A 24,225-nucleotide genomic window follows, 5' to 3' on the forward strand; every position below is an offset into this window, starting at 1 on the left:
GGCGGCGACGTGCGTCATGCCGTCGAGCGCGGCCACCTGGTGGCACTGCGCGAGGGCGTCGGACTCGATCCAGCTCGTCGGGGAGGCGAACACGGTGACGGTGGCCGGACCCACGGCCGCGGTGGACGGCGGCGGGGACTCCAGCGGGGGGTGTCGCTGAGACAAAGAGGCTCTCTTAAAAAGGGTATGGGCTGACAGCGTTACGGGGCGCGTCGGCACCGTGGCATTTCGGGGGGCGGGGTGCCGTCCGTCAGAGCGTCATGGACACCACGTTCCCCGAGCCCCACCCCCGAGGCAAGCGGTTTTCGGCCGTACGGACCTGTATGTCGGCGCTCACCGCCGTCTCACGACGTGCGCATCGCCGCGGCCCTCATCTTCTGCCGCGTGCCCGCCGGAGATCATCGAACGGGAAACCCGCCACGTGCCCTGGACATGCCCTCGACACGGCATCACCGCGGGCCGGAGGCCGGGGCAGCTCAGAACATCGAGATGTGCGGATGGTCGAAGTGGTTGGCCGTGATGCCACCGCGGTTCGACATGAAGCGCCAGCCGGAGCCGTGGTTGATCCGCTGACGCCAGATCACGTACTTCACGCCCAGTCTGGTCCTGTTCTTGAGGGCCCAGGCGGCGATCTCGTCGCCCAGCGCGAGGTTGGCGGCCGAGGGCATCGTGCCGCCGGTGCTCATCATGAAGTCGCAGGCGCGGCCCAGGGGGTGCTCGCCGCCGTCGTTGGCGGCCCGGTAACAGCCGACGGAGTACGGGAGGCTGAAGCGCCGCATGACGGCGTCGCGCATGATCCGGGTGCGGTCGGTGATGTTGTCGGCACCGGTGGGGAGCTGCGGGGCCCAGCTGCCGTCGGAGCGGCGGCCGGAGCCGGTGGGGGCGAGCCGGTCGAGCTTGTCCTTGACGTCGCGGATCACGTCCTCGGCCTCCTCGCGCCGGCCCTCCACCTCCTTGGCCTCGTCGCGGATCTCGTCGGTGAGCCTGGACGCCGTCTCCGCCGCCTTCTTCCTGCGCTCGAGGCTGCCGGCGAAGCCCTCCAGGTAGGCGCTCTGCTGGGCGGTGAGCTGTTCCATCACCGCGGCGGCGCCCATGTCGCCGGAGAACATCAGCGCGGGCAGCCCTCCGCTGCTGCTGGTCTGGTAGCGGAGCTGGACGATGGAGTCGACCTGCCTCTTGGCCTCGACATAGATCTCCTCGGCCTTGCCCAGGTTCTGCTTGGCGACGGCCTCGGCCTTCTGCGCCTTCTTGAGGGACTCGCGTCTGGCCGCGTAGGTCTCGATCAGCCCGTCGAGTTTCTTGCCGAGTTTGGCCAGGTCGGCACGGAGTTTGGCCTCGGTCGGCTTGGGTTCCGCGCTTCCCGCGGTGGGGGTACCGATGGTGAACGCCGCGATCGAGCTCAGACAGAGGACCACAGCGGCATGCCGACGGAACGTGGGGGACGAGGCCGCCACGAACTCTCCTCTCCTTCCGCCTACCGGGTTAGCTGACGGGTTCGGGCTGGAGGAAGCCCTTCCACCGAAGTGGTTTCACCCCAGGTGCGGTGGTTCCCCGGCTCCTGGGCGAGGCGCCCAGGATTAGGCAAATCAGCGTTTACAGCCGATGTGGGAAGGATAGTAGTGGTAAACAGCAGGTCATGCGACCTCAAGACGAGACCAAGCGGTAATCAGTTCGTGATGACAGAGCGCAGAAGTTGTGCTGTTCCCTCGGGGGACACGTCGTTCACGAAGGCGCCCATGGCCGACTCCGACCCGGCGAGGTATTTCAGCTTGTCCGGCGCGCGGCGGATGCTGAACAGCTCCATGTGCGCGTACGACAGATCGCGGCCGGTGGAGACCGGCGCCTGGTGCCAGGCCGCGATGTACGGCATGGGCACGCCGAACAGCCCGTCGAGGCGGCGGAGCACGTCGGTGTAGAGGGGGCCGAACGCCGCGCGCTCCTCGGCCTCCAGCGCGACCAGGTCGGGGACCTGGCGGTGCGGGTAGAGGTGGACCTCCACCGGCCAGCGCGCCGCGGCCGGGACGAAAGCCGTCCAGTGCTCGTTCGAGCCCACCACCCGGATACCGGCCTCCCGCTCCGCGGCCAGGACGTCGGCGAACAGGTTGCCGCCGGTCCGCTCCCGGTGGCGCTCGGCCGCCCCGAGGGTGAGCCTGGTGCGCGGGGTCACGTAGGGGTAGGCGTAGATCTGACCGTGCGGGTGGGCCAGGGTGATGCCGATCTCCGCTCCCCGGTTCTCGAAGCAGAACACCTGCTCCACGCCCGGCGTCGCCGACAGCTCCGCCGTACGGTCGACCCAGGCCTCCATGACCAGCTCGACCTGCTCGGGGGAGAGCCGCGAGAACGACGAGTCGTGCTCGGAGGTGAAGCAGACCACCTCGCACCTGCCGATCCCCGGACGGACCTCGCTCAGCCCGCCGATCTCCCGGTGCTCGCCCGGCTGGGCGGAGAACGACGGGAACCGGTTTTCGAAGACCACCACGTCGTAGTCGGAGGCGGGCACCTCGGTGAGGTTGCCGGGGGTGGAGGGGCAGAGCGGGCACTCGCTGGCCGGGGGCAGGAAGGTGCGGCCCTGACGGTGCCCGGCCACCGCGATCCACTCCTCGGTGAGCGGGTCGTAGCGCAGCTCGGAGGCGGCGGGGCGGGGCGGCAGGTCACGCCGGTCGACCGCTCCGCGGTCGGCGTCGTCGCGCCGGTCGAAGTAGATGAGCTCCCGGCCGTCGGCCAGGTGGGTGATCGTGCGTTTCATCGGCCGGAGATCTCGCTCTCTCGCTGGGGTTCCGTGATGATCAGTTCGCCCACCGAGGCGGCGATCTCCTCGCGGGCCTCCCCGGTCAGGCCGGAGTCGGTGACCACGATGTGGGCCTCGGCCAGCTGGGCGATGGTGCTGATGCCGACCGTGCCCCACTTGGTGTGGTCGGCGAGCACCACCAGGCGGTGCGCGGAGGCGACCAGCTCGCGGTTGGTCTCGGCCTCCAGCAGGTTGGGGGTGGTGAACCCGGCGCGGGTGCTCATCCCGTGCACGCCGAGGAAGAGGGTGTCGACGTGGAGCCCGCGGATCGCCGAGACCGCGACCGGGCCGACCAGGGCGTCGGAGGGGGTGCGGATCCCGCCGGTGAGCACGACCGTGCGGTCGGCCCTGGGGGAGCGGTGGAAGACGTCGGCGATCCGGATCGAGTTGGTGATCACGGTCAGCTCGGGCACGTCGACCAGGTGGTGGGCGAGCGTCCAGGTCGTGGTCCCCGCGGAGAGCGCGATCGCCGTGGCGGGCCGGACGAGCCCGGCGGCGTGCTGGGCGATCGTCTCCTTCTCCGCCTGCTGGCGCGCCGACTTGGCGGCGAAGCCCGGTTCCTCGGTCGAGCCGGGCCCGGCGGCGGTGGCGCCGCCGTGGACCTTCTCCACCAGGCCGCGCTCGGAGAGCACCTCGAGGTCACGCCGGATCGTCATGTCGGACACGCCGAGCTCCCGGACGAGATCGGCGACCCGGACCCCGCCGCTACTGCGCACCCTCTCCAGGATCGCCTGCTGCCGCTGCTGGGCAAGCATGCCTCGCTCCCCTCGCTCCCCTTAATCCACCAGATTCCACCAAATTACCACGGTGAGACCACGAAACGTTGTTGAGTATTGGTGGCTAACCGCTCACAGTCGCTCAAGCTCAGCCGCGATGTTCGCTCTCGCCGCCTCCTCCAGATCGGCGACGCGGAAGATGGCCGGGAGGTCGAGCAGCGAGCGCAGCACGGCGGCCCGCCCGGCCCTGAACGCGTCGTCGGGGACGAAGCCGTACTCCTCGCGCACGGCCGCCGCGTAGCCGGCGTAGACCTCCGGGGACGAGCCCAGGATCGCCAGGTCCGCGTCGGACAGCACGGCCCCGTCCGCGTCGCCGGGCGCGGGGTCGTGCGTGACGGTCAGCCTGACCAGCCGGGCGACCGTCGCCACGGCCTCCGCGGACAGTCCCGTCTCCGGCAGCGCGCGCTCGGCCAGCCCCGCGCTCCGCTCCTCGTTGTCGCCGCGCCGGGGGTCGTAGACGGCGTCGTGGAACCAGGCCGCCAGCCGTACGAGGTCCGGATGCTCGGCGTGGCCGGCCAGGGCGTCGACGTGGTCGAGGACGGCCTCCAGGTGGGCGGTCGTGTGATACCTGCGGTGCGGCTCGTCGTACCGGGTGATCAGTTCGCTGCCGAGGGGGTCGGCCCCGAGGCCGGCCAGGGATCGCCAGCGGGCCATCAGCTTCTCGCTCATGTGACGGAGCCTAGAACCCGGCCGGTGCCGTGCCGGAGGGACGGGGCGCGAAATCGATCACGCGTCCGCGCGCCGGGGCGCGGGACGTCAGGACCGGGGAAAGCCGGGGAAGCGCCGGGGAAACCCGGGGAAACTCGGGGAAACCCGGTCCGCCGGAGTTGGGCGGATCGTCGTTCGGGCCTTGTGCGACCGGCGTTCCGGGAGGAATGTGAAGGTCTGAGCCGGTGAGATCGAGCCCCGTACGGCCCCGAGAGGGGGCCGGACCTCGCGGGACTCGGCGGGACCTCGGAGAATCTCAGGGAAGGGGTGGTCGGCATGGGCAGACGAGCGCGTAAGGCCAAGGCCCGCAGGAAGCGCAAGGCCAACCACGGCAAGCGACCGGCCTAGCGGCCCGGGCCTCCCCGCGTGAGCCGGGGGCGAGCGCCCGGAGAACGGACGGTCAGGCGCGACGGCCCCAGGAGGCCAGCAGCCGGGTCTGCGCGTCGGTGCCGGAGGGCACCTCCCGGTGTCCTCCGGGGGGCGCGGCCTGCCGGTAGCCGGGCTCCACATGGCTGAACCAGGCGGCGCAGGCCTCGACCAGCTCGGGATCGAGCCGTTCGTCGGCGCCGATGGCGCGGGCCAGATCCCACGTGTGGATGAGCGCGTCGGCGAACAGCTCGGTGACGTACTCCCGGCCGGGCACGTCGCCGAACGGCAGGTGGACGAGGCGGTCGAGGGCGTGGACGTTCGTCGCCGCCTGGATGGCGGGCACGGCCGAGGTGTCGAACGCCTTGATGGGATCGTCGCCGAGCAGGTCCCCCTCGAAGGCGTCGCCGACCTCCGCGGAGGTCCCCCCTGCGAGCAGTACGGGGGCCCACAGGTTCTCGCCGACCACATGGTTGACCAGGGCGTGCACGTTCCAGTCGACGCACGGCGTCGGGTTCTCCCACTGGTCGGGGCCGACCCGGTGGACGAGAGCGCCGAAGTCGTCGAGCGCGCGCTGGTAAGCCTCGGGTATGTCGATGGTCATCATGCCCCTCCCGATGCCCTCCCGGGTTTCCTCCCGGCTCTCATCTTGACCGTAACCCCTGGACCGCCAGTAGTCATCGCGTCAACGGACATGACCGGCATGCCCGGGGTTGCCTAGGGGATCGGTCCGGGTACACCTGACCGAGGGGCTTCATCCCGCGGTCATCTCAGCGTCAGGTTGAAGTCACGATATTTCGTGAAAATTCGTCTCATGCGCACCACGACTTTCACCCGGGCGGCCGCCGCGGCGGTCACCGGCCTGCTCCTCATGCCCGTCTCCGCGGCCCCGGCCACCGCCGAGTCCGGCCACGGGGGCGTCAAGCTGACCTTCCTCGGTCGTTACACCACCGGTACCGTCGCCGCCGGCGCCTCGGAGATCACCGCGTACGACGCCTCGACCCGCCGGGTCTTCGTGGTGAACGCGCAGGCCGGCACCGTCGACGTGCTCGACATCCGCGACCCGCGCAAGCCGCGCAAGGTCGCCACCCTGGCCACCCCGGGCGCCAACAGCGTCGCGGTGCGCCGCGGCCTGGTCGCCGTGGCCCAGCAGGCCGCGATCAAGACCGACCCGGGCACCGTCGCCTTCTTCGACGCCAAGAGCGGGCGGAAGCTCAGGCAGGTCACCGTGGGCGCGCTGCCCGACATGCTGACCTTCACCCCGGACGGGCGCCGGGTGGTCGTGGCCAACGAGGGGGAGCCGTCCTCCTACTGCGAGGGCGAGGTGGCCGACCCCGAGGGTTCGGTGAGCGTCGTCGACCTGAGCCGCTGGACGGTGCGGACCGCGGGGTTCGCGACGTTCGACGCGGAGCGGCTGCGGGCCAGGGGAGTGCGGATCACCGGCCCCGGGGCCACCGCCGCCCGGGACCTGGAGCCGGAGTACGTCACCGTCGAGGGCGACACCGCCTACGTGACCCTCCAGGAGAACAACGCGCTCGCGATCGTCGACCTGGACCGGGCGGCGGTCCGCGACGTCGTCCCGCTGGGGCTGAAGGACTGGTCGAAGACCGGGTTCGACGCCTCGGACAAGGACGGGAAGATCGACATCAGGCCCCGGCCGGTGAAGGGCATGTACCAGCCCGACGCGATCGCGCACTTCCGCGACCGCGGGCGGACCTACCTGGTCACCGCCAACGAGGGCGACGGGCGCGAGTGGGACTGCCACGCCGACGAGGTCAGGGTCAAGTCGCTGGACCTCGCGCTGCCCGACGCCGGGAACCTCAAGAAGGACACCGAGCTCGGCCGGCTGAACGTGGCCGCCGACTCTCCCAGGAACGCGAGCGGCGCCTACACCGAGCTGCACGCGTTCGGCGCCCGCTCGATCTCGATCAGGTCCACCTCGGGAGCGCTCGTCTGGGACTCCGGCGACCAGCTGGAGCGGCTCGTCGCCAAGGAGCTGCCCGACGCCTTCAACGCCGACAACGAGGAGGACGACTCCTTCGACAGCCGCAGCGACAACAAGGGCCCCGAGCCCGAGGGGGTCACGGTCGGCGAGGTGCGCGGCCGGACCTACGCCTTCGCCGGGCTGGAGCGGGTCGGCGGGATCGTCGCCTACGACCTGGGCGACCCGCGGGCGCCGCGCCTGGCCGGGTACGTCAACACCCGTGACCTCAGCGGCTCCATCGAGGAGGGCACCGCCGGGGACGTCGGCCCCGAAGGCGTGCTGTTCGTCCCCGCCTCCGACAGCCCCACCCGCCGCCCGCTCCTGGTGGTCGGCAACGAGGTCAGCGGTACCACCGCCGTCTACGAGATCCGCTGAACCTCCGCCGGACCCCGCTTCGGCGACCATCCCGGCACACCCGGCCCCACGCCGCGAGAACCCGCGCGGCGTGGGGCTTCGCCGCGTACGGGCTCCGAAGAAGCGGGGGCGTTCGATGAGGCGTGAGGCGTGAGGCCCTGGCCGTACGGGGCCGTACGGGGCCGTACGGGCCGCGATGACGCGGGAGGCGGCACCGCGGCCCGTGCGTGTGGCCCGGCAGGGCTGCCGGGCTAGGGCAGCCGCTGCTCGACCCAGACGATCTTGCCCTTCGGGGTGAGGCGGGATCCCCAGCGGTGGGCGAGCCAGTTGATGAGATGCAGGCCGCGGCCGGTGTCGCTGGTGGTGGACGCCTCCCGCATGACCGGCTCGGACGCGGAGCTGTCGGACACCTCGCAGACCAGCGTGGGCCCGCGCAGCAGCCGCAGCTCGACCTCGCCCTGACCGTGCTCGACCGCGTTGGCGACCAGCTCGCTGACCATGAGCTCGGTGTTGTCGCAGAGCGAGGACAGCTCCCACTTGTCGAGCGTGGCCCGGACGAAACGGCGGGCGTGGGAGGCGGAGCGGCGGTCGGGGGGCAGCGACGTCTCGACGAACTCGTTCTCCGTCAGCTCCGACACCCTGGCCAGCAGGAGGGCGATGTCGTCACGCTCGTGCCCGGGCCGCTGGGCGCTGATCGTGAGGTCGCAGACCTCCTCCAGATCATGGTCGGGGCCGGAGAGCAGGCCGCGCAACGCGCCGATCCCCTCCTCGATGTCCCGGTCGCGGCTCTCCACCAGGCCGTCGGTGTAGAAGGCGAGCACGGTCCCGCCGGGAAGCGTGAACTCCCGCATCTCGGCCGGCTCGTTGCCGATGCCCAGGGGGAGCCCCGGCGGCAGCTCCAGCAGCTCGGTCTCGCCGCCGGGCCGCACCAGGATCGGCGGCACGTGCCCGGCGCAGGCCATCGCGCACCGCCGGGTGACCGGATCGTAGGTGGCGTACACGCACGTGGCGATCTGGCTGGCGTCCAGATCCTGGCTCATCAGGTTGAGCCGGAACAGCACGTCGGCCGGGCTCAGGTCCAGGCTGGCCAGCGTGCGCGCGGCCGTGCGGAGCTGGCCCATGGTGGCGGCGGCCCTGATGCCGTGCCCCATCACGTCGCCGACGACGAGGGCGACCCGGCAGCCGGGCAGCGGGATCACGTCGTACCAGTCGCCGCCCACGCCGACCAGGTCGCTGGCCGGCAGGTAGCGGGAGGCGATCGTCAGGCCCAGCGGCTGGGAGAGGTCGACGGGCAGCAGGCTGCTCTGCAGGGTGAGCGCGGTGCGGCGCTCGCGGTTGTAGAGCCGCGCGTTGTCCAGGCAGACGCCGGTCCTGGCCGCCAGTTCCTCGGCCAGGTTGACGTCCTGCTCGTCGAAGGGCTGGCTGGTGGGCCTACGGGTGAAGATGACGAAGCCCAGCACCCGGCCGCGCGCCTTCAGCGGCACCACCAGGAACGAGCTGTCCTCCAGCACCTTCGACACCGAGTCGCGCTTCCAGAACCGCCCGATCTCCTCGGCGGTCCTGCGCCCCAGCCGGGGGTAGAGGATCGGGTTGCCGGTGGCCATGCACCGGGCGTAGGGGGTCCAGGCCTCGTAGACGGCCACCTCGTCCACGGGGAACGCCTTGGCGTACTCGCCGGGGGAGGGGTCGGCCACGCCGACCGCGATCCGCCGCACCAGCGCCGAGCCGTCGGTGGTCTCCTGGGGGAACTCACCCTCGGTCACCAGCCGGTCCTGGACGAGGATGCCCGCCGCGTCCGCGAAACGCGGCACGGCGACGTCCATCAGCTCCCTGCCGGTCTCGAACATGTCCAGCGTGCTGCCGATGCGCTTGCTGGCGGCGTTGAGCAGGGACAGCTGCTCGTGCATGGATGCGGGACTGCCCATCCTGAACCCTGGTGTCGCTGGATTCTTGGTGACGAAACGGGACTTCACTCGCTCCACCGGGGTGCGGGAACCGGCGTCCACCAGGTTTCCAGTTCGAGGTCTTCTGCGATGGCGTTGGCGCCGTTGTATCCGGGGGCCGCGGAGACCGAGCCGCCCGGGTGGCTGCTGGCGCCGCAGAGGTAGAGGCCGTCGACGGGGGTGCGGTACTGGCCCATCTCGGGGACCGGCCGGTTGCCGCCCAGCTGGGACGGCTCGTAGGCCCCCACGTGGTGGCTGCCGCGCACCATGTTGACGCAGTGCCGCTCGATGTCGAGCGGTGTGAAGACCCGTTTCCCCAGGACGGCGCCGCTCGCCAGGTTGGGGGCGTACTCGGCCCACTCGGCGAGCAGCCGCTCCCCGACCTCCTCGCGCCGCGCGTCCCAGCTCGCCGGGTCGCCGCCCAGGTCGTACGGGGCCCACGGCCACCAGAACGCCACGTGTTTGCCGTCCGGCGCGTACGAGGGGTCGAACAGAGAGGGGCACGCGCCGTTGCCGGCCAGCCGGTCGGGCAGCCGTCCCTGGTGGATCTGGTCGAAGGTGCGGCCGAGCTGCTCGCTGTCGTCGGCGCCGAGCACCACGAGGAAGGCCCGGTCGACGTCGGGCTCGAACTCGGCGGCCCGGTAGCGCGGCGCCTCGTCGAGCGCCAGGTGGAGGGTGACGAGACTGTGCCCGGCCCACTTGTAGCCCTCGACCTTGGCCACGATCTCCGCGCCGAAGTTCTCCGGGCCCGCCAGCCGCACGGTCTGCGGGGCGTCCACCGCGCTGGCCACGAACCGGCGGGCGGTGAGCACGTCGCCGGTGGCGAGCCGCACCCCGGTGGCCCGCCCGTCGTCGACCATGATCTGCTCGACGTGGGCGCCGGTGACCACGGTGCCGCCGTGCTCCTCGATGACGGCGCGCAGCGCGCTCGCGACGTTGCCCGCGCCGCCCACGGGCACCCCGAGCCTGGCGATGCGCGACAGCAGCCGGGGGAAGAAGCCGCCGGTGCCGGGCACGTTCTCGATGGAGATCGCGTGCAGGAAGGACTTGAACAGCACCCTGACCTGGTCGCTCTCGAAGTTCCTGTCGACGGCCTCGTACAGCGACAGCGGCATGTAGCTCAGCATGTCGCGGCCGAGGTCGCCCCCGACGCGCTCGGCGAGCACCGGCGGCGGCAGCGGCCTGGAGTACAGGAAGCCGTTCATCAGGTCCCTGGCCGCCTCGGCGTAGCGCTCGTACAGCTCCAGCCAGCGCGCGGCGTCGGCCTTGGAGAACCGGGCGAAGGACTCGGCGGTGCGCTTGGGATCGGTGTAGACCGTGATCGCCCGGCCGTCCCTGAAGACCGTGGCGTGCTGGGTCTCGGGGTAGACGTAGCGCAGGCCGTAACGCTGAAGCTCCAGGTCGGCGGGGACCGGGCCCTCCTCCAGGAAGTGGTAGCTGCTGTGGGTGTTGTGCCGGAAGCCGGGCAGCGTGAGCTCCTGGGTGCTGCAACCGCCGCCCGCGACGTCGTTGCGCTCGACGACCGCGACCGACAACCCCGCCTTCGCGAGGTAGGCGGCACAGGTGAGGCCGTTATGGCCCCCGCCCACGATGACGCCGTCGAACTCCGACACTTTCCCTCCAGGGGGCACTCTGACTGCTGGTATGGAGGATTGTAAAGAATGATCTATATACGAACATTGTGTTTAACAGAGATTTGTAGATATTTCCAGACGAACTAGGACTTCACGGCGCCGAGATGGCCGAGCAACCGCGCCAGTTGCTCCCCATACCGCTCCCCGAACTCCTCGGATGCCGGGTCCTGCCCGCAGAGCGCGCGGACCAGCTGGGGGAATATCGCCCCGGCGCCGGCCGCGGCGAAGAGCATCAGGAGCAGGCAGGCGGGGTCCAGGTCGCCGGGGAACTCCCCCTCCGCCTGTCGCCTGCGCAGGTCCTCGACGTCGCTCCGCATCTGCTCGATCAGCGAGGAGTCCTCCTCGCCGTCGTCCTGCAGCCCGCCCCAGATGAGGATCCTGGTGAGGTCGCGCTCGCGCACGGTCCCGGTGACGTAGCCGCGGATCAGCTCGGGCAGCGACGGCGGCGGTGACGTCCCGGCGAAGGCGCCCTCCTTGCTCTGCCACTCCGCCGTGAGCGCCTTGAGCAGCCCTTCCTTCCCGCCGAAGTAGTAGGAGATGAGCTGCTTGTTCACCCCGGCCCTGGCGGCTATCTCGCTCACCCTCGTCCCGGCGAATCCCTTGGCGGAGAACTCGGCCTTGGCCGCCTCGACGATGCGCCTCCTGGTGCGCTCGGGATCGCGCCTGCGCTCCACGGGGGCGCGGCGAGGGGTTTTGTCCATGCCTCACGGTAACACCGGCCAACCAACGGGATGAATCTATCAACCATGTGGTTGATAATTTCATCCATCTGGATGATAGTGATGCCATGACGAATTCGAGAGTTGCCGTCGTCGGAGGCGGGATCGGCGGCCTCTGCCTGGCGCAGGGGCTGCGCGGCGCGGGTGTCGACGTGACGGTCTACGAGCGCGACCGCACCCCCTCCGACCGGCTCCAGGGCTACCGCGTCCACATCGACCCCGACGGCTCCCGGGCCCTGCGCGACTGCCTGCCGCCCGAGTTGTGGGAGGCGTTCCTGGCGACCTCCGGCCGTGACGCCCAGGACTTCCGCTTCCTCAGCCACCGGATGAGGCCGCTGCTGACCCTGGAGAGCCGGCCCGTGGCCGACCCGGTGGACGCCCACCACTCGGTCAGCCGGATCACCCTGCGGCAGGTCCTGCTGTCCGGGCTCGACGGGCCCTCCGGCGTCGTCCGGTTCGGCAAGACCTTCGAGAGCTACACCCGCGACCCCGGCGGCACCGTCACCCTGCGCTTCGCCGACGGCACCACCGAGACCGCCGACATCGTGGTCGCCGCCGACGGCGGCAACTCCCGCGTCAGGCACCGGTACCTGCCGCACGCGCGGCGCGTCGACACCGGCATCGTCACGGTCGCGGGCAAGTTCCCGCTCACCGCCGCCACCCGGACCCTGGTCGATCCCGCCCTGTACGAGGCCGTCAACATGATCATCCCGCCGAGGGGCCTCGGCATGTTCACCGCGCCGCACGACCTCGGAGGCGCCGGAAACGCCGGAAACGCCGGAAACGCCGAAAACACGGTCCTGCCGTCGGGGATCGGCAGGACCGAGCGGGAGGGCGCCCTGTTCGACAACACCGGCGCCTACGTCATGTGGGCCTTCGGCGCCGCGACCGGCCGCTTTCCCGGCGATCTCGCCGTGATGGACGGTGAGCGGCTCAGGGACACCGTGGCCCGGATGATCACTGGCTGGCACCCGGACCTGCGCGCGCTGGTCACCAGCTCCGACCCCGCCACCGTCTCGCTGCTGCCGATCCGCACCTCGGTGCCGATCGGCCCCTGGCCCGCCACGAACATCACCCTGCTCGGCGACGCGATCCACAGCATGACCCCGATGCGGGGCATCGGCGCCAACGTCGCCCTGCGCGACGCCCGATCACTCTGCCGGGCCCTCACCGGCGCCCTCGGCGGCGGAGGCGACCCTGTCGCGGCCATCGCCGCCTACGAGGCGGAGATGCGCGAGTACGGCTTCGCGGCCGTACGCGACTCCCTCAGGGCGGCCCGGCAGTTCGTGGACGAGAACCCGGTGGCCCGGGTCGGCTTCAGGACCTTCCTGCGCACCGCCCAGCGCCTTCCGGTCCTGAGGCACAGGGCCTTCTCGTGAGACGGGACGGCCTTCGCCCGGCCCGTCCCATCCGCGTTCACGCCATGGCCGGACCGCGGCCCGCGGCCGCCCCGCGTCCGCGGGCAGGACGCCACCGGCCAGGCCCGGCCGGTCACGCCGGTGCCGGCTGCCGCTGACGGCCGGACCGGCGGACCTCGCCGGTCACGGCGCTAGGCCTTCAGCTGGGTGAAGCGGAGGCGGTTGCCGAAGGGGTCACGGAGGCCGCAGTCGATTCCGTACGGGCGCTCGGTGGGCTCCTCGGTGAACTCGACGCCCCGGTCCCGCAGCGTCTCGTACGTCTTGCGGCAGTCGTCCGTGCTGAAGATGAGCTGGCCGCCCATCGCGCCCTTGGTCACCAGCTCGCGAACCTGCTGCGCCGTCTCCGCGGACATCATCGGACCCCCCGGCTTCTCCAGCAGGATCTGGCGCTCCGGGTGGCCGGGGACGCCGACGGTCAGCCAGCGCATGAAGCCCATGTCGACGTCGGCGTTGACCTCCAGGCCAAGCTTGCCCACATAGAAGTCGAGGGCCTCGTCCTGGTCGAGGACGTATATCTGCGAGTGCGTGATGGAGTTGAACATGCGAATCACGCTACTGGGCAGGCCGGAGGGAAACTTATCCGAAACTGTCGAGTTGGCGGAGGGCACGGGCAGGGCGGGCGGTCAGCCGTTCGGCCGCGTCCACGCCATCGTGAAGCACGTCGGCACGCCCACGGCCGTCGCCTCCTTGCGGTACGTCCTCGGCGACCGGCCGACGATGTCGCGGAACGTGCGGCTGAAGGTCCCCGGGCTGCCGAAGCCGACCTGGAAGCAGATGTCCGTCACGCTGCGGTCGGTGTCCCGCAGCAGGGACATCGCACGCTCGACCCGGCGGCGCTGCAGGTAGCGGTGCGGCGTCTCGCCGAACGTGGCCCGGAAGGTGCGCGTGAAGTGCGCCTCCGACACATGGGCGATCCGGGCCAGGGCCGGAACGTCCAGCGGCTGCGCGTAGGCGCGGTCCATCGTGTCCCGTGCCCGGAGCATGCGGCGGTTGGTCTCTTCGACGGCGCGACTCACGACGCCATCACATCACGGTTCCCGTCGTCCGTGACGCGGGCGGGAACGTGACCAGGTCATCGCGTGGGCGCTCGGGAAGGAATTCAAGAAAGCCCGCGAAAACGGATCCAAAAACCATCGGGCACGCAGCGGGCACGGAAGTTCCTGAAGTTTTGGCGAAACATGAAAGGCCAGGTCGCCGTATATGGGCTGACCTGGCCTTTCGCCATCTGAGCGGACGACGGGAATCGAACCCGCGTAGCCAGTTTGGAAGACTGGGGCTCTACCATTGAGCTACGTCCGCGCGAGCCGGCGTCAGTCTGGTCTAGACTTCATCCGTTCGTCAGGGCGTAAGCGTACCGGAGTTCCGGAGCGTGCGCGCACTCGACGTACCGGGGTGTGGCGCAGTTTGGTAGCGCACCTGCTTTGGGAGCAGGGGGCCGCAGGTTCAAATCCTGTCACCCCGACGTGTGCCGGGCATCGGTTCCGACCGATGCCCGGTTCTTCGTGTGCGAGGTCAAGAGCTCTTCGCCGCGTGGGACGCACGGGCGGCGGGGACCGAGGAAGATCAGTGACGGGGGCTGAAGAAGGCCCAGACGGCCTTGCCGCCGCAGTTGAGGTGGTCCCAGCCCCACCCCTGGCTGTAGGTCTCCACGATGTAGAGGCCCCGGCCGTTCTCCGAGACGAAGTCGGGCTCCTTGGGGGTCGGAACCTCGTCGCTCGGATCCGTCACGGCCAGGAGCACATGGGGGGAGAGGTGCACCAGGACGAGCGTGATCGGAGCTATCCCCGTCTGGGTGGGCGGACACAGCGCGTAACGGACCGCGTTGGTGACCAGTTCCGAAACCACTAGCGCTGCGTCATCGCTGAGCTCCGCCAGTCCCCAGTCGTGGAGTGTCGAGCGTGTCACGTCCCGGGCGGTCTTCACCGAGTCGGCCTGGCTGGGCAGGGGGCACGCGGTCGCGCCGGAGTGGTTGGCCTCCAGTAGCTCGTCAAAGCCCACCTGGCGGGTCGCCTGCAGGTAGTCGGCAGCCGATTTTGGCTCCTCCACCATCCTGCCGGTACCTCCCGCTGTCATCGTGAGTCTCCGCACCACTTGAGAGTTTTCAGAGCTTGTGCACCATAAGCCCAATATGCACTAAGCCATCATGGGTCACCGGAACGTCTGCTGCAAGACCCAAATGCACGTGCAGTTGCAGTGTGCAGCCGCATGGGCGGTTAAGGCGGCGACTTGGCGAATCGGGCAGGGAGTTGAGACCTTGTCATAGCGGCCGGAAGTAGTGACACTGTGTGCGCTGGCCCAAGTACAGAGGGAGGCGAAGTGACGCAGGTTCAACCGGGATCGGGTCCCACAGCTCTGCGTATCCTCTTAGGCTCCCAACTGCGTCGCCTGCGCGAGGCCAAGGGGCTCTCGCGCGAGGAGGCGGGCCATCTGATCCGCGGATCCGAGTCCAAGATCAGCAGGATGGAGCTCGGCCGGGTCGGCCTGAGGGAACGCGACGTGGCGGACCTGCTCACCTTCTACGGGGTGGAGGACGAGCACGCCCGGTCGGCGATCATGGATCTGCTGCTGCGGGCCAACGAGCCCGGCTGGTGGCACCGCTTCAACGACCTGCTGCCCTCGTGGTTCCAGACGTACGTCGGCCTCGAGGAGGCGGCCTCCCGGATCCGCACCTACGAGGTGCAGTTCGTGCCCGGCCTGCTGCAGACGAAGGAGTACGCCAGGGCGGTCATCACCGCGGGGAGCGCCGGTATCGCGCCCGAGGAGATCGCCCGCCGCGTCGACCTGCGGATGCAGCGCCAGCAGGTGCTCGGGCGGCCCGACGGCCCGTTCTTCTGGGCCGTCATCGACGAGGCCGCGCTACGGCGCCCCATCGGCGGCGCGGACGTCATGCGAGCCCAGCTGGAGCACCTGCTCGACCTCATGCGGCAGCCGAACATCACCATCCAGGTCATGCCCTTCAGCTTCGGCGGCCACAGCGCGGAGGGCGGGGCCTTCAGCGTGCTCCGCTTCAACGATCGCGAGCTCCCCGACGTCGTCTACGTCGAGCAACTGGCCAGTGCCCTGTACCTGGACAAGCGCGAGGACGTCGACCGCTACAGCGAGGTCATGGAGCGGTTGTGCGCGGTCAGCACCACGCCCGGGGAGACGAATGACATCCTGAGGCGGATCATCAAGGAGGACTGAGCGGCCATTGGTCGCTCGATGGTGCCGCTCTGCCCTAGACTGGCCAGCGGCGCTGAACACCCGCCGCTGTGGAGCATGCCCTGATCTCGCGTGTCTCGACGGCTGTGCCAGGTGCCGCTCATGTGGGCGCGGCGCGCGAGCTTGCCGCGGTAGCCGTTACGACTTGACGCGCCCGCGATCACTCAAAGCTTGATCAAGGAGACGACCCCGTGAAGACCGCTGTGGAGGAGCTCAGCCCGACCCGGGTGAGGCTTACCGTCGAGGTGCCGTTCGAGGAGCTCGGCGAGAGCCTGCAGGCGGCGTACAAGAAGGTCGCGCAGCAGGTGCGCGTCCCCGGGTTCCGCCCCGGCAAGGTTCCGGCCCGCATCATCGAGCAGCGGTTCGGCCGCGCCGTGGTGCTGGAGGAGACCCTCAACGACGCGGTGCCCAAGCTGTACGGCCGGGCCGTCGACGAGAGCGAGATCTTCCCGGTGAGCCAGCCGGAGATCGAGGTCACCAAGATCGAGGATGGCCAGCAGGTCGAGTTCACCGCCGAGGTGGACGTCCGCCCCGGCTTCGACGTCCCCGACTACCAGGGCATCGAGGTGACCGTCCCGGTCTCCGAGGTCTCCGACAAGGACATCGACGACCAGCTGGACGGCCTGCGCCAGCGCTTCGCCACCCTGACCGGCGTCGAGCGCCCCGCGGCCTCCGGCGACTTCGTCGTCATGGACCTGGCCGCCGCGATCGACGGCGTCAACATCGAGGAGCAGCAGGCCAACGACGTCTCGTACGAGGTCGGCGCCGGCTCGGTGCTGCAGGGCCTGGACGACGCCCTGGTCGGCCTGTCCGCGGGTGAGACCAAGGAGTTCACCACCAACCTGGTCGGCGGTGAGAACGCCGGCGAGGAGGCCGTGGTCACCATCACCGTCAAGAGCGTCAAGGAGAAGGTCCTCCCCGAGCTGGACGACGAGTTCGCCCAGCTCGCCAGCGAGTTCGACACCCTTGACGAGCTCAAGGCGAGCATCAGCGAGACGGCCCGCCGCAACAAGCTGATCGACCAGGTCGTCCAGGCTCGCGAGAACGCCCTCGACGCCCTGCTCGACAAGATCGACATCCCGCTGCCCGAGAGCGCGCTCAAGGCCGAGGTCGACAACCGCAAGCACAACCTCGAGCACCAGATCGCCGACAGTGGCCTGAGCAAGGAGGCGTACTTCCGCCTCTACCAGACCACCGAGGAGGAGCGCCTCGCGGAGTTCGACGAGAGCGCCGCCAAGGCCCTCAAGACGGGCTTCGTCCTTGACAAGATCGTCAAGAGCGAGGACCTCGGCGTCAGCGAGCAGGAGCTGACCAACTTCGTGGTGCGCCGCGCCATGCAGATGAACGTCGCGCCCAACACGCTCGCCCAGCACCTGGCCGACAACGACCAGCTCACGCTGGCCATGGTCGAGATCGTCCGTGACAAGGCCAAGAGCGTCATCGGCGACGCCGCCAAGGTGGTCGACGAGGCCGGCAACGAGGTCGACCTCAAGGCCATCTACACCGAGATCAACGGTGAGGAGGCCTCCGACACCGACGAGGCCGCCCAGGCCGACGAGGTCGAGGCCGCCAAGTAGTTCCCGGCCGAGTGGAGGCACCGGGCCCGCCCGGCGCCTCCACCGCCCGATGCCCCCGCCGCGTTCCACGCGACGGGGGCGTCTTCGTCTGACGGGTGGTGAGAGCGCCCCCGTCTTCCGCGTGGTGAGCGTGCCCTCGGTCTCCGGGCGGTGAGCGTGCCGCAGAGCGGTGCCTGGGGTTCTCCTGCCTTCCTCCCGACCTCCTGCCCCCCGAGGTACCTCGCGGGCTCCTGGGCCCTCTGAGAGCCGTCGGTCCCTCTCTCCGGAGGCGGCGGCGCCGTACGGCTCTCCTCCGCAGCCCCCGCTTCCGCCCCTCGGCGGACGCGACACGCCGTACGGGCTCTGGCTTCGGAGCCTCCACCCGGGTACGCGGCAGGGGGTTCCGGACGTGGTGGGGAGGCGGCGGGCAGCATGCGCCGTCAGCGAACAGTGCGTTGAGGAGGCATGTCCGGTAGGTGACGCGCGTTAAGGTCACAAGCAAAGCCAATCGATTACGACGCATCGGAAGGTGACGCTGTGACCAGCCCGCCGACCTTCTACCAGCCGACCGGCTCCGGGCCCGAGTCGATGAGCCAGCCGAACGGCTCGTTCAGGCTCGAAGACCAGCTCTACCAGCGGCTGCTGCGTGAGCGCATCATCGTGCTGGGCACCCAGGTCAACGACGAGATCGCCAACCGGATCTGCGCCGAGCTGCTCCTGCTCGCCGCGGACGACTCGGAGCGCGATATCTGGCTCTACATCAACTCGCCAGGCGGTTCCGTAACCGCTGGTATGGCGATTTACGACATGATGGAATATGTCCCTAACGATGTGTGCACCGTCGCGATGGGTCTGGCCGCTTCCATGGGCCAGTTCCTCCTCTGCGCCGGCGAGCGGGGCAAGCGATACGCCCTGCCGCACGCCCGCATCATGATGCACCAGCCTTCCGGTGGCATCGGCGGCACCGCCGCCGACATCGCCATCCAGGCGGAGCAGATGCTCTACGTCAAGAAGACCCTCGCCGAGCGCATCGCGTTCCACACCGGTCAGAACATCGAGCAGATCGAGGCCGACTCCGACCGGGACCGCTGGTTCACGGCCGAGGAGGCCAAGAACTACGGCTTCATCGACCAGGTCGTGCGCAGCGCTCGACAGGTGCCCTCCACGGGCGCCGTCTCCTGAAGGGGCACAAGGTGAGTGAGTTGATCCGGCCGGGAGACATCAACGGCCGCTACGTTCTTCCGTCCTTCACCGAGCGCACGTCCTACGGCATGCGGGAGATGAACCCGTACGCCAAGCTCTTCGAGGACCGCATCATCTTCCTCGGCGTGCAGGTGGACGACGCGTCAGCCAACGACGTCATGGCGCAGTTGCTGACTCTGGAATCGCTCGACCCCGACCGCGACATCAGCATCTACATCAACTCGCCGGGCGGTTCCTTCACCGCCATGACGGCGATCTACGACACGATGCAGTTCGTCCGGCCGGAGATCCAGACGGTCTGCCTGGGCCAGGCGGCCTCGGCGGCGGCGGTCCTGCTGGCCGGCGGCACGCCGGGCAAGCGCTTCGCCCTGCCGAACGCCCGCATGCTGATCCACCAGCCGTCCACCGAGGGTGGCGGCCAGGGAAGCGACATCGAGATCCAGGCGCGCGAGATCCTCAGGATGCGCGCGCAGATGGAGACGATCATCGCTCAGCACTCGGGCAGGGCACCGGAGGCGGTCCGCAAGGACATCGAGCGGGACAAGATCCTTGACGCCGTCGAGGCCAAGGAGTACGGACTGATCGACGACATCATTCCGTCCCGCAAGAAACTCGCGAAGGCCGTAGCCTCCTAACGAGGCATATCGCACCGGAACCGTGCCGAATCAGGCACGTTCCGGTGCGACTCGCCGCTAGGGGGCTCACTGAGGGCTCAGAAGACGGTAACGTCGAAACCTAAGCGGGATGACTTTTCGATCGGGTATCGGGCCGGTCGGAAGAAACGGACCGCGGCAGCCAGGGCGGTCCCACGCAAAGGAGTATCTGGGGTGGCACGCATCGGCGACGGGGGAGACCTGCTGAAGTGTTCTTTCTGTGGAAAGAGCCAGAAGCAAGTCAAGAAGCTCATCGCCGGACCCGGCGTATACATCTGCGACGAGTGCATCGACCTCTGCAACGAGATCATCGAGGAGGAGCTCAGCGAGTCCTCTGAGCTCAAATGGGACAGCCTTCCCAAGCCGAGGGAGATCTACGAATTCCTCGACGCCTACGTCATCGGTCAGGACCAGGCGAAGAAGGCTCTCTCCGTGGCGGTCTACAACCACTACAAGCGGGTGCAGTCCGGCGAGCGCGGACGTGACGACGGCATCGAGCTGTCCAAGTCCAACATCCTGCTCCTGGGCCCCACCGGTTCCGGCAAGACACTGCTCGCCCAGACGTTGGCGAAGATGCTGAACGTTCCGTTCGCCATCGCCGACGCCACCGCCCTGACGGAGGCGGGCTACGTGGGCGAGGACGTCGAGAACATACTGCTCAAGCTGATCCAGGCCGCCGACTACGACGTCAAGAAGGCCGAGACCGGCATCATCTACATCGACGAGGTCGACAAGATCGCCCGCAAGAGCGAGAACCCGTCGATCACCAGGGACGTCTCCGGTGAGGGCGTGCAGCAGGCCCTGCTGAAGATCCTGGAGGGCACGACCGCGAGCGTGCCGCCGCAAGGGGGCCGCAAGCACCCTCACCAGGAGTTCATCCAGATCGACACCACCAACGTGCTGTTCATCTGCGGTGGGGCCTTCGCCGGTCTCGAGAAGATCATCGAGTCCCGGGTCGGCCGCAAGGGGATCGGTTTCAACGCGATCATCCGCTCCAAGGAAGACATCGACGGCGCCGACATCTTCGAGAACGTCATGCCCGAGGACCTGCTGAAGTTCGGCATGATCCCCGAGTTCGTCGGCCGGCTCCCGGTCATCACGAGCGTCCACAACCTCGACCGTGAGGCGCTCATCCAGATCCTCACCGAGCCGCGCAACGCCCTCGTCAAGCAGTACCGCCGTCTGTTCGAGCTGGACAACGTCGAACTCGAGTTCACCGACGACGCGCTGGAGGCCATCGCCGACCAGGCGATCCTGCGCGGCACCGGCGCCCGCGGCCTGCGGGCGATCCTGGAGGAGGTCCTCCTCTCGGTGATGTACGAGGTGCCGTCGCGGCAGGACGTGGCACGTGTGGTCATCACCCGCGAGTCGGTCCTGGAGCACGTCAACCCCACGCTCGTCCCGCGTGACCAGCTCAACAAGCAGCAGCGGCCGCCGCGCGAGAAGTCGGCCTAGAAAGCCCGCGCGAACCCTCCTGGTTCGCACGATCGGCGCCCCCCGCGGGTTCTCCCGCGGGGGGCGCCGCCGTTCTCGGCTGTCCGGTTCCTGCCAGTGGCGTACCCGCGGCCGGACGGTGCCCTCGTCGCCCCCCGTCCGGCGTCCGCCGGTATCCACCCGTGCTCGCCGGTGTTCGCCGGTACCCGCCGGTGTTCGGCGGCGGGATCGTCTCGCTCATCGGTAGAAGTCAGGGGGAGAAGCGGTCCGTATGGCGGTCCGTGGGACAGGGGGCACGCGGACATCCCTAGACTTGGGCATCGTGACGACGCCAGAGCTGCCTACCCAGTACGCACCCGCCGACGTGGAGACCCGGAGCTACGAGCGCTGGGTATCGGAGGGACACTTCACCGCCGACCCGAGCAGCGAGCGCGAGCCGTACAGCATCGTCCTGCCTCCGCCGAACGTGACCGGTGTCCTGCACATCGGCCACGCCCTCGACCACTCCATCCAGGACGCGCTGACCCGCCGTGCCCGCATGCGCGGCCAGGAGACGCTCTGGCTGCCCGGCATGGACCACGCCGGCATCGCCACCCAGAACGTCGTCGAGCGCGAGATCGCCAAGGACGGACTGTCCCGGCACGACCTCGGCCGCGAGGCGTTCGTCGAGCGCGTCTGGCAGTGGAAGGAGGAGTCCGGGGGCCGGATCCTCGGCCAGATGAAGAAGCTCGGCGACGGTGTCGACTGGTCGCGGGAGCGCTTCACCATGGACCCGGGCCTCTCCCGGGCCGTCCAGACGATCTTCAAGAAGCTCTTCGACGACGGGCTCATCTACCGCGCCGAGCGCATCATCAACTGGTGCCCGCGCTGCCTGACCGCGCTGTCGGACATCGAGGTCGAGCACAGCGAGGACGAGGGCGAGCTCGTCTCGATCCGCTACGGCGACGGCGACGACTCCATCGTGGTCGCGACCACCCGGGCCGAGACGATGCTCGGCGACACCGCCGTGGCCGTGCACCCCTCCGACGAGCGCTACGCCCACCTGATCGGCCGCGAGGTGGAGCTGCCGCTCACCGGGCGCCGCATCCCGATCGTCGCCGACGAGCACGTCGACCCCTCCTTCGGCACCGGGGCGGTCAAGGTCACCCCGGCGCACGATCCGAACGACTTCGAGATCGGGCGCCGCCACTCGCTGCCGTCCATGACGATCATGGATGAGCGGGGAGTGGTCACCGCGCACGGCCCGTTCCAGGGCCTCGACCGCTTCGAGGCCAGGCCCGCGGTGGTGGCCGCGCTCCGCGCGGAGGGCCGGATCGTCGCGGAGAAGCGTCCCTACCTCCACTCGGTCGGGCACTGCTCGCGCTGCAAGACCGTGGTCGAGCCCCGGCTCTCGCTCCAGTGGTTCGTCAACGTCTCCCCCCTGGCGAAGGCCGCGGGCGACGCGGTCCGCGACGGCCGGACGAAGATCCACCCGCCGGAGCTGGCCAAGCGCTACTTCGACTGGGTCGACGACATGCACGACTGGTGCATCTCCCGGCAGCTGTGGTGGGGACACCGCATTCCGGTCTGGTACGGCCCGGACGGAGAGGTCGTCTGCGTCGGCCCCGACGAGCAGGCGCCCGAGGGCTACGTCCAGGACCCCGACGTCCTCGACACCTGGTTCTCCTCCGGGCTCTGGCCGTTCTCCACCCTCGGCTGGCCGGACAAGACGCCGGAGCTGGCCAAGTTCTACCCGACCTCCGTCCTGGTGACCGGCTACGACATCCTGTTCTTCTGGGTGGCCCGGATGATGATGTTCGGCATCTACGCCATGGACGGGGAACCGCCGTTCAGGACCGTGGCGCTGCACGGCATGGTCCGTGACCAGTACGGCAAGAAGATGTCGAAGTCGTTCGGCAACGTCGTCGACCCGCTCGACTGGGTCGAGCGCTTCGGTGCCGACGCCACCCGCTTCACGCTGCTGCGCGGCGCCAACCCCGGCTCCGATGTTGCGATCAGCGAGGAATGGGCCGGAGGCTCACGCAACTTCTGCAACAAGATCTGGAACGCCACCCGCTTCGCGCTGATGAACGGCGCCGTGACGGGCGAGCTCCCCACCGAGGAGCTGACCGCCGCGGACCGCTGGATCCTCTCCCGGCTCCAAGAGATCGTCGCGTCGGTGGACACCGCCTTCGAAAGCTTCGAGTTCGCCAAGATCTCGGACCTGCTCTACCACTTCGCCTGGGACGAGGTCTGCGACTGGTACGTGGAACTCGCCAAGATCCAGATCGCTTCCGGCCAGGAGCACACCCGGCTCGTGCTGGGTCACGTCTTCGACTCGCTGCTTCGCCTGCTCCATCCTCTGGTGCCGTTCGTCACCGAGGAACTGTGGCGTGCGGTCACCGGGCGCGAGTCGATCGTGGTCGCCCCCTGGCCGACGGTCCAGGAGTCGCTGCGTGATCCTTCGGCGGAGGAGGAAATCCTCGCCATGCAGGGGCTGATCACCGAGGTGCGCAGGTTCCGTTCCGACCAGGGCCTCAAGCCGGGCCAGCGGGTCGCCGCACGGCTTTCGCTCGCCGACACGGCACTCGCCCCCCACGAAGGGGCGATTCGGTCGCTGCTCCGGCTCGACCAGCCGTCCGAGTCGTTCGCCGCGACAGCCAGCCTTGACGTGGGCGGCATCGCCGTGGAGATCGACACGGCCGGGACGATCGATGTGGCCGCCGAGCGCAAGCGCCTGGAGAAGGATCTCGCGGTGGCGCGCAAGGAGGCGGCCCAGGTCGCGGCCAAGCTCGGCAACGAGCAGTTCATGGCCAAGGCGCCCGACGACGTGGTGACCAAGGTGCGCTCCCGGGCGGCACAGGCTGACCAGGACATCGAGCGGTTGCTCGCCCAGCTGGCGTCGTTGCCGGCCGGCTGACTTCTGGTCTGACCGACTCCCGGCAGCGCGAGTCGGCGACAGGGTTTGTCCTGACAGGTCGTGAGTCGGGCGGGGACTTTGTCCGCACAGGCAGGGACTTGGCCTGAGCAGCGGGAAGAGGACTGCTCCGGATCGGTGGCCGCTTTGAAGAGAACCCAGGGTTTCTTGACCCTGGGTTCTCGTGTTTAAGGGCTGGCATCCCAGGGAAGACCTAGTTCTTACCGGGAAGTTGGTCATCGCAGCCCTGGGGGACTGCTAGAGTTCTTCATGCAGGGCAGCGTCCTGCACCTCCCTTCCAAAAATCCCGGCAAATCGGGCGTGTCCGTACGATTGGACAACGACCGGATGTTGGAGTAAGTTAGAGGGGTTGCCCTGGAAACGGGGCAGTCGCAATCCTAGCGGGTTCGACGGGTTCGAGTCGAGCGTCGGAAATCCGACAGTTTGACACGAAACCGACACTCCTGATAAGATAGTGACACGAAATGGAACGCCCCGGAGTTCTGCCGGACCACTTGGTCGGGTCAGGGTGATGGTGTACGCGTCCGTTTCTTGAGAACTCAACAGTGTGTTAAAAGCCAGTGCATGAAGC

Annotated in this window: 19 protein-coding genes, 2 tRNA genes and 1 riboswitch; of the genes, 9 read left to right on the forward strand and 12 right to left on the reverse strand. The window is 69.1% G+C overall.

Annotated features, from left to right (window positions below; all coding sequences use genetic code 11):
- Positions 1-476 precede the first annotated feature (476 nt).
- The 5 genes from ACVCAG_RS44625 to ACVCAG_RS44645 all read right to left on the reverse strand — a co-directional run bounded on the left by ACVCAG_RS44625 (position 477) and on the right by ACVCAG_RS44645 (position 5,242).
- Complete coding sequence (locus ACVCAG_RS44625; protein ID WP_440089705.1) at positions 477-1,415, reverse strand: coiled-coil domain-containing protein; 939 nt, start codon at positions 1,413-1,415, stop codon at positions 477-479.
- A 42-nt stretch (positions 1,416-1,457) separates the two neighbouring features.
- Positions 1,458-1,594: riboswitch (cyclic di-AMP (ydaO/yuaA leader) on the reverse strand.
- A 72-nt stretch (positions 1,595-1,666) separates the two neighbouring features.
- Positions 1,667-2,746 carry a galactose-1-phosphate uridylyltransferase gene (gene galT, locus ACVCAG_RS44630; protein WP_440089707.1) on the reverse strand — a complete coding sequence of 360 codons (1,080 nt, stop codon included), beginning with the start codon at positions 2,744-2,746 and terminating at the stop codon, positions 1,667-1,669.
- Positions 2,743-3,543 (reverse strand): DeoR family transcriptional regulator, encoded by an 801-nt coding sequence (locus ACVCAG_RS44635; protein WP_440089709.1) that lies wholly within the window; start codon positions 3,541-3,543, stop codon positions 2,743-2,745. Before ACVCAG_RS44635 ends, galT begins: the two co-directional genes overlap by 4 nt.
- Positions 3,544-3,636: 93 nt before the next feature.
- On the reverse strand, positions 3,637-4,233 hold the full coding sequence (locus tag ACVCAG_RS44640) for an HD domain-containing protein (protein ID WP_440089711.1): 597 nt from the start codon (positions 4,231-4,233) through the stop codon (positions 3,637-3,639).
- 439 nt (positions 4,234-4,672) lie between these two features.
- Positions 4,673-5,242 carry a TIGR03086 family metal-binding protein gene (locus tag ACVCAG_RS44645; protein ID WP_440089713.1) on the reverse strand — a complete coding sequence of 190 codons (570 nt, stop codon included), beginning with the start codon at positions 5,240-5,242 and terminating at the stop codon, positions 4,673-4,675.
- A 210-nt stretch (positions 5,243-5,452) separates the two neighbouring features.
- Here ACVCAG_RS44645 and ACVCAG_RS44650 point away from each other — a divergent pair, with 210 nt between their 5' ends.
- Positions 5,453-6,997, forward strand: coding sequence for a choice-of-anchor I family protein (locus tag ACVCAG_RS44650; protein WP_440089715.1), 1,545 nt, complete (start codon positions 5,453-5,455; stop codon positions 6,995-6,997).
- 230 nt (positions 6,998-7,227) lie between these two features.
- On the opposite strand, the gene ACVCAG_RS44655 is transcribed toward ACVCAG_RS44650, so the two are convergent.
- The 3 genes from ACVCAG_RS44655 to ACVCAG_RS44665 all read right to left on the reverse strand — a co-directional run bounded on the left by ACVCAG_RS44655 (position 7,228) and on the right by ACVCAG_RS44665 (position 11,254).
- Entirely contained in the window at positions 7,228-8,901 is a 1,674-nt protein-coding gene (locus ACVCAG_RS44655; protein WP_440089717.1) for a SpoIIE family protein phosphatase, read from the reverse strand.
- Positions 8,902-8,945: 44 nt separating this feature from the next.
- The gene (locus ACVCAG_RS44660) at positions 8,946-10,532 is read right to left on the reverse strand and encodes an FAD-dependent oxidoreductase (RefSeq protein ID WP_440089719.1); all 1,587 of its coding nucleotides are present in this window, start codon (positions 10,530-10,532) and stop codon (positions 8,946-8,948) included.
- Between the two features lie 104 nt (positions 10,533-10,636).
- A complete protein-coding gene (locus ACVCAG_RS44665; RefSeq protein WP_440089721.1) occupies positions 10,637-11,254 on the reverse strand; it encodes a TetR family transcriptional regulator in 618 nt (205 codons plus the stop codon).
- Between the two features lie 86 nt (positions 11,255-11,340).
- Here ACVCAG_RS44665 and ACVCAG_RS44670 point away from each other — a divergent pair, with 86 nt between their 5' ends.
- Positions 11,341-12,651, forward strand: a complete 1,311-nt coding sequence (locus ACVCAG_RS44670; protein ID WP_440089723.1) for an FAD-dependent monooxygenase — start codon at positions 11,341-11,343, stop codon at positions 12,649-12,651.
- Between the two features lie 170 nt (positions 12,652-12,821).
- Here the strand turns inward: ACVCAG_RS44670 and ACVCAG_RS44675 are convergent, their stop codons facing one another.
- The 3 genes from ACVCAG_RS44675 to ACVCAG_RS44685 form a co-directional block, all read right to left on the reverse strand.
- The gene (locus ACVCAG_RS44675; protein WP_440089725.1) at positions 12,822-13,232 is read right to left on the reverse strand and encodes a VOC family protein; all 411 of its coding nucleotides are present in this window, start codon (positions 13,230-13,232) and stop codon (positions 12,822-12,824) included.
- Between the two features lie 81 nt (positions 13,233-13,313).
- On the reverse strand, positions 13,314-13,706 hold the full coding sequence (locus ACVCAG_RS44680) for a helix-turn-helix domain-containing protein (RefSeq protein ID WP_440089727.1): 393 nt from the start codon (positions 13,704-13,706) through the stop codon (positions 13,314-13,316).
- Between the two features lie 212 nt (positions 13,707-13,918).
- Positions 13,919-13,989, reverse strand: a tRNA-Gly gene (locus tag ACVCAG_RS44685).
- 89 nt (positions 13,990-14,078) lie between these two features.
- On the opposite strand from ACVCAG_RS44685, the gene ACVCAG_RS44690 reads away from it, so the two are divergent.
- A tRNA-Pro gene (locus ACVCAG_RS44690) sits at positions 14,079-14,152 on the forward strand.
- A gap of 101 nt (positions 14,153-14,253) precedes the next feature.
- Here the strand turns inward: ACVCAG_RS44690 and ACVCAG_RS44695 are convergent.
- Positions 14,254-14,763, reverse strand: a complete 510-nt coding sequence (locus tag ACVCAG_RS44695; RefSeq protein ID WP_440089729.1) for an ATP-binding protein — start codon at positions 14,761-14,763, stop codon at positions 14,254-14,256.
- Between the two features lie 243 nt (positions 14,764-15,006).
- On the opposite strand from ACVCAG_RS44695, the gene ACVCAG_RS44700 reads away from it, so the two are divergent.
- The 6 genes from ACVCAG_RS44700 to ACVCAG_RS44725 all read left to right on the forward strand — a co-directional run bounded on the left by ACVCAG_RS44700 (position 15,007) and on the right by ACVCAG_RS44725 (position 23,636).
- Positions 15,007-15,873 carry a Scr1 family TA system antitoxin-like transcriptional regulator gene (locus ACVCAG_RS44700; protein ID WP_440065975.1) on the forward strand — a complete coding sequence of 289 codons (867 nt, stop codon included), beginning with the start codon at positions 15,007-15,009 and terminating at the stop codon, positions 15,871-15,873.
- A 209-nt stretch (positions 15,874-16,082) separates the two neighbouring features.
- A complete protein-coding gene (gene tig / locus ACVCAG_RS44705; protein WP_362686771.1) occupies positions 16,083-17,468 on the forward strand; it encodes a trigger factor in 1,386 nt (461 codons plus the stop codon).
- A gap of 516 nt (positions 17,469-17,984) precedes the next feature.
- The gene (locus tag ACVCAG_RS44710; RefSeq protein ID WP_386161284.1) at positions 17,985-18,629 is read left to right on the forward strand and encodes a ClpP family protease; all 645 of its coding nucleotides are present in this window, start codon (positions 17,985-17,987) and stop codon (positions 18,627-18,629) included.
- A gap of 11 nt (positions 18,630-18,640) precedes the next feature.
- Entirely contained in the window at positions 18,641-19,285 is a 645-nt protein-coding gene (locus ACVCAG_RS44715) for an ATP-dependent Clp protease proteolytic subunit (protein ID WP_326642780.1), read from the forward strand.
- Between the two features lie 192 nt (positions 19,286-19,477).
- The gene (gene clpX, locus ACVCAG_RS44720; RefSeq protein WP_329084422.1) at positions 19,478-20,758 is read left to right on the forward strand and encodes an ATP-dependent Clp protease ATP-binding subunit ClpX; all 1,281 of its coding nucleotides are present in this window, start codon (positions 19,478-19,480) and stop codon (positions 20,756-20,758) included.
- A gap of 250 nt (positions 20,759-21,008) precedes the next feature.
- Positions 21,009-23,636, forward strand: coding sequence for a valine--tRNA ligase (locus ACVCAG_RS44725; RefSeq protein WP_440089732.1), 2,628 nt, complete (start codon positions 21,009-21,011; stop codon positions 23,634-23,636).
- Positions 23,637-24,225 lie beyond the last annotated feature (589 nt).

Source organism: Streptosporangium sp. G12 (genome assembly GCF_052983175.1).